A 4277-nucleotide genomic window follows, 5' to 3' on the forward strand; every position below is an offset into this window, starting at 1 on the left:
GCCCACCCGCCCGCTGCCCCGCTCCGAGGCGTGCAGGGCGATGGCCCGTGCCCGAGCGGCAGGGCACCCGGGGAACAGCCGGAGTATCTCCGCCGCGAACGCCTGCGCGAAAAGGGCATCCTGAGCCTCCCGCCGCCGTGCGTCCCGCACCCGGCGCCGCCGTCGCGCCTCGGCGTCCGCGAGACACCGCTGCTCGGCCCGCGCGAGCGCCGCCTCCTCGACCAGCACTCCCTGCCGTTCGTACCGGCTCTTGCGCCGGTTGAATCGCACGACCACCGCCGACAGCGTGCTCTCCACCCGCGATCTGCGCGTCAGTGCGGTGTCGCCGCTCGGCAGGAACACCAGATGTCCGAGGTCGGCGCAGTCGAGGCAGCGCGGGGCGCCGTCCTCGAGGACGAGCAGCGGCAGCGGTCCTCGCCGGCACTCGGCGCAGTACCGCCGCTTGAGGGGCTGGAAGACGAGAAGTCCGGTGAGAGGCGGAAGCGTGGCGCGGGGGACCATAGGGGGTTCATTCCCCTTGACGGCAGTGCGAACTACGCACGCCACGACAGACCCTGGCGATCCGGTCCCCGCCTCTGGACGGCACCCGCGGGCGGGATACCTCCTGCCCCGGGCTGACGCATCATGGGCCGTGTGCGATTCGAAGCGATCACCTGGGAACGGCTCGGCGACCTGCTCGCCGAACGCCTGCTCGATCTGAAGCCCGCCGACGGCAGTTCCTGGCCGCGCATCGCCATCGACGGGGCCCCCGCCGCGCGCCCGGGAGAGCTCGCCCGCCGCGTCGGTGAGGCGCTGCGCATACGCGGCCGAGCCGCGCTCGTCGTGGGCACGGAGGGCTTTCTCCGCCCCGCCTCCGTACGGCTCGAATACGGACACCAGGACGTCGAGGCCTACTACGGCGGCTGGTACGACACCGGCGCCCTGTGGCGCGAGGTGTTCGGCCCGCTCGAAGCCGACGGCGACGGCCGCGTCCTGCCCGACCTGTGGGACCCGACCGCCGACCGGGCCACCCGCAGCCCCTACGTCGAACTCCCCCCGGGCGGCGTGCTGTTGCTGCATGGTCCCTTCCTCCTTCGGCACTGGTTCCCCTTCGATCTGAGCGTCCACGTCCTCCTTTCCCCGGGCGCCCTGCGCCGCCGCACCCCCGAGGCGGAGCACTGGACCCTCGCGGCCTTCGAGCGCTACGAGGACGAGAGCGACCCGGTGAGGACGGCGGACGTCCTGGTGCGGGCCGACGATCCGCGCCACCCGGCGTGGGGCGGCTGAGCCAGGGGCTCGACGCCCGGCGCCGGGCGGATGACGAGCTTGCGGCCGGGCCTGGGCGGGCCCCCTCCCGGCTTCCGTGTGCGGTCATTGCGCGGCCCGGCGAGAATGAGGGGCGCCGGGACTCGCGGTGCGGCCCGCGCCGCGCCGGCCGTCCGGCACCGGGAGGTACTCCATGACCACCGCCGGAGACATCATGCACCGCGGCGCCCAGTGGATCCCCGCCCACGAAACCCTCGACCGCGCCGCCCAGCTCATGCGCGAACTGAACGTCGGCGCCCTGCCCATCAGCGACGAGAACGAGCGGCTCTGCGGCATCCTCACCGACCGCGACATCGTCGTCGGGTGCGTGGCCATGGGCCACGACCCCGCCCGGGTCACCGCGGGCGAGATGGCCAAGGGAACGCCCCGCTGGATCGACGCGGACGCCGATGTCGGCGAGGTGCTGCGCGAGATGCAGGACTACCGGATCCGCAGACTGCCCGTGATCCGGGACAAGCGCCTGGTCGGCATGATCAGCGAAGCCGACCTGGCCCGGCATCTCGCGAAGGACCAGATCGCATCCTGGGCGCAGAGCGTCTACGCCACGACCGCCATGCACTGACCTCGCTGATCACCCCGCCGACGATCCGGAGCTCCCTCGCGGGTCCCCCCCGGCCTCAGAGCCAGCCGCTGCGCCGGAACCCCCGGTACAGGGCAAGACACGCGACGGATATCAGGCCGATCACCATGCCGTAGCCGTACCGCCAGTGCAGTTCCGGCATGTGGTCGAAGTTCATGCCGTAGACCCCGCAGACCATCGTCGGCACGGCGACGATCGCGGCCCACGCCGTGATCTTCCGCATGTCCTCGTTCTGCGCGACCGTCACCTGCGCGAGGTGCGCCTGCAGGATGGAGTTCAGCAGTTCGTCGAAGGCGGCGATCTGCTCCTTCGCCCGCAGCAGATGGTCCGAGACGTCACGGAAGTACGCCTGTATCTCCGGGTCGACCGCCCGGATGGGCCGGGTGGCGAGATCCTCGAGCGGCCGGCTGAGCGGCACCACCGCCCGCTTCAGCTCCAGCAGTTCACGCTTGAGCTGGTAGATGCGCCCCGGGTCTGTCCGCGCGCCGGTCTCCGAGAACACGTCCGTCTCGACCTGCTCGATGTCCCCCTGCACCGAGTCCGTGACGGTCAGGTAGTCGTCGACCACGTGGTCGGCGATCGCGTGCAGCACCGCCGACGGGCCCTTGGCCAGCTGGCCGGGATCGGACTCCAGCTCCTCGCGCAGCGGGCCGAGCGAGCCGTGCCGGCCGTGCCGCACCGTGATCACGAAGTCGGCGCCGACGAACAGCATGATCTCGCCGGTGTTGACCACCTCGCTGGTGGCCGTCAGTTCCTCGTGCTCGACATAGCAGACCGTCTTGAACACCGCGAAGAGTGTCTCGTCGTAGCGCTCCAGCTTGGGGCGCTGGTGAGCCTCGATCGCGTCCTCGACGGCCAGCGGGTGCAGGTCGAAGAGCTCGGCGATGCCGGCGAACTCCTGGTCGGTGGGTTCGTGCAGACCGAGCCAGACGAAGCCCTCCCGGCTCTTGCGCACCCGCTGCACGGTGTCCACCAGATCGCCGCGCGCCGGGGTGCGGACGCCATCCCGGTACGTCACGCAGTTCACCACCGAGGAGCCCAGCGGGGACCGGGCCGGGTGACTCAGGTCGACGCGCGGGCGCCGCCGGGCCAGCCGAGCCACCCTGCGAAAACCGCCGACGCCGCCGAGGCTCGTGACCTTCCGCAGATTCCCTGCCATGGACATCCGGATCTCCTTGCGTGGAACCTCTCGCGCCGTCCCTGCGCCTTGCCGCGCCAGTCTGCCAGGCCTGCGTGAGCTGCGGGTAAGCCTGTGGAAACGACTCGTTCCGCTTGGTTCCCGGCTGTGGACGGACGACGCTCCCGGGCCCGTCGACCCTCTGCGTCGACGCATTCCCGGGCCGGGCGGACTCGGCGGGGAAGCGCCCGAAGCGGCGTTCCGTGCCGAAGCGAGTCCCCCCGAGCGAAGCAGGGTTCCGTGCCGGAGCGTCGACGAGTACGGATAAGTCGGACAACTGGGATGATCGTGGCATGACGCGAACCGACGGGTACTTCCTCGACAACCGGCAGACCGAGGCGGCAGAGCACTTCAGCGCCTTCGCCGCTCTTTTCGATCCCACGACCTTCCGGCACCTCGAAGCGCTCGGCATCGGATCCGGCTGGCGGTGCTGGGAAGTCGGCGCCGGTACCACCGTGGTGTCCTGGCTGGCGAAGAAGGTCGGCCCGACCGGACGCGTCGTCGCGACCGACACCGACACGTCACGGCTCGCCTCCGCAGCCCGGCCACCCGTCGAGGTGAAGGCCCACGACCTCGGCGCCCAGGAGCCGCCGGGGGAGGGGTTCGACCTGGTGCACGCCCGCCTCGCCCTCGTCCATGTGACCGACCGGGAACGGGCGTTGCGGTCCATGGTCAAGGCGCTGCGCCCCGGCGGCCGCCTCCTCGTCGAGGACGCCGACCCCACCCTCCAGCCCCTGCTCTGCCCCGACGAGTACGGCCCCGAACAGCAGCTCGCGAACCGGCTGCGGCAGGGCTTCCGCAGTCTGCTCGCCGATCGCGGGACCGACCTGCCGTGCGGCCGCACCCTGCCGCGGCTGCTCCGGGACGCCGGACTGGCCCGGGTCCAGGCCGACGCCTACTTCCCCCTCACCTCGCCGGCCTGTGCGGCCCTGGAGTCCGCCACGATCCGGCAGATCCGCGACCAGCTCGTCACGGCCGGCCTCGCCACGGACCAGGAAATCGACCGGCACCTCGGGAACGTCACGTCCGGCGCGCTCGATCTGACGACGGCGCCGATGATCTCGGCGTGGGGGCGGAAGCAGTAGCAGAGAGCGAGCGGCAGGGTGGTCAGCCGGGCAGCGAGCCGCCTCCGGCGACGGCGGTGACGGTGTAGACGAGCGCCGGTACGGCCATGCCGCACAGGGCGGCGACGACCGGCAGCGCGGCGGCCTTCGG

At 71.8% G+C, this 4277-nt stretch carries 5 protein-coding genes and 1 pseudogene; 3 read left to right on the plus strand and 3 right to left on the minus strand.

The window, feature by feature from the left end; all coding sequences use genetic code 11:
• Nucleotides 1-501 (minus strand): DUF2293 domain-containing protein (locus C1J00_RS39105; protein WP_102913630.1); only part of this gene is annotated, 501 nt, incomplete at its 3' end.
• A gap of 123 nt (nt 502-624) precedes the next feature.
• On the opposite strand from C1J00_RS39105, the gene C1J00_RS39110 reads away from it, so the two are divergent.
• Together C1J00_RS39110 and C1J00_RS39115 are read left to right on the plus strand one after the other, a co-directional pair.
• Nucleotides 625-1266 (plus strand): nucleoside/nucleotide kinase family protein, encoded by a 642-nt coding sequence (locus C1J00_RS39110; RefSeq protein ID WP_180989857.1) that lies wholly within the window; start codon nt 625-627, stop codon nt 1264-1266.
• Between the two features lie 172 nt (nt 1267-1438).
• A complete protein-coding gene (locus tag C1J00_RS39115) occupies nt 1439-1867 on the plus strand; it encodes a CBS domain-containing protein (RefSeq protein WP_180989858.1) in 429 nt (142 codons plus the stop codon).
• Between the two features lie 55 nt (nt 1868-1922).
• Here C1J00_RS39115 and C1J00_RS39120 read toward each other — a convergent pair whose 3' ends face one another.
• Nucleotides 1923-3050, minus strand: a complete 1128-nt coding sequence (locus C1J00_RS39120) for a magnesium and cobalt transport protein CorA (protein WP_102913628.1) — start codon at nt 3048-3050, stop codon at nt 1923-1925.
• 305 nt (nt 3051-3355) lie between these two features.
• Here C1J00_RS39120 and C1J00_RS39125 point away from each other — a divergent pair, with 305 nt between their 5' ends.
• On the plus strand, nt 3356-4147 hold the full coding sequence (locus tag C1J00_RS39125) for a methyltransferase (protein WP_102913629.1): 792 nt from the start codon (nt 3356-3358) through the stop codon (nt 4145-4147).
• Between the two features lie 25 nt (nt 4148-4172).
• Here the strand turns inward: C1J00_RS39125 and C1J00_RS44525 are convergent.
• A pseudogene (locus C1J00_RS44525) lies at nt 4173-4277 on the minus strand (Na+/H+ antiporter NhaA); the annotation flags it as partial.

It is taken from the genome of Streptomyces cahuitamycinicus (genome assembly GCF_002891435.1).
GTDB classification, from domain to species: domain Bacteria; phylum Actinomycetota; class Actinomycetes; order Streptomycetales; family Streptomycetaceae; genus Streptomyces; species Streptomyces cahuitamycinicus.

Excerpts from the sequence above, each read along its gene's own strand:
- C1J00_RS39110 (WP_180989857.1), top strand. The coding sequence starts at position 625 with ATGGGCCGTGTGCGATTCGAAGCGATCACCTGGGAACGGCTCGGCGAC.
- C1J00_RS39125 (WP_102913629.1), top strand. The coding sequence starts at position 3,356 with ATGACGCGAACCGACGGGTACTTCCTCGACAACCGGCAGACCGAGGCG.
- C1J00_RS39115 (WP_180989858.1), top strand. The coding sequence starts at position 1,439 with ATGACCACCGCCGGAGACATCATGCACCGCGGCGCCCAGTGGATCCCC.
- C1J00_RS39120 (WP_102913628.1), bottom strand. The coding sequence starts at position 3,050 with ATGTCCATGGCAGGGAATCTGCGGAAGGTCACGAGCCTCGGCGGCGTC.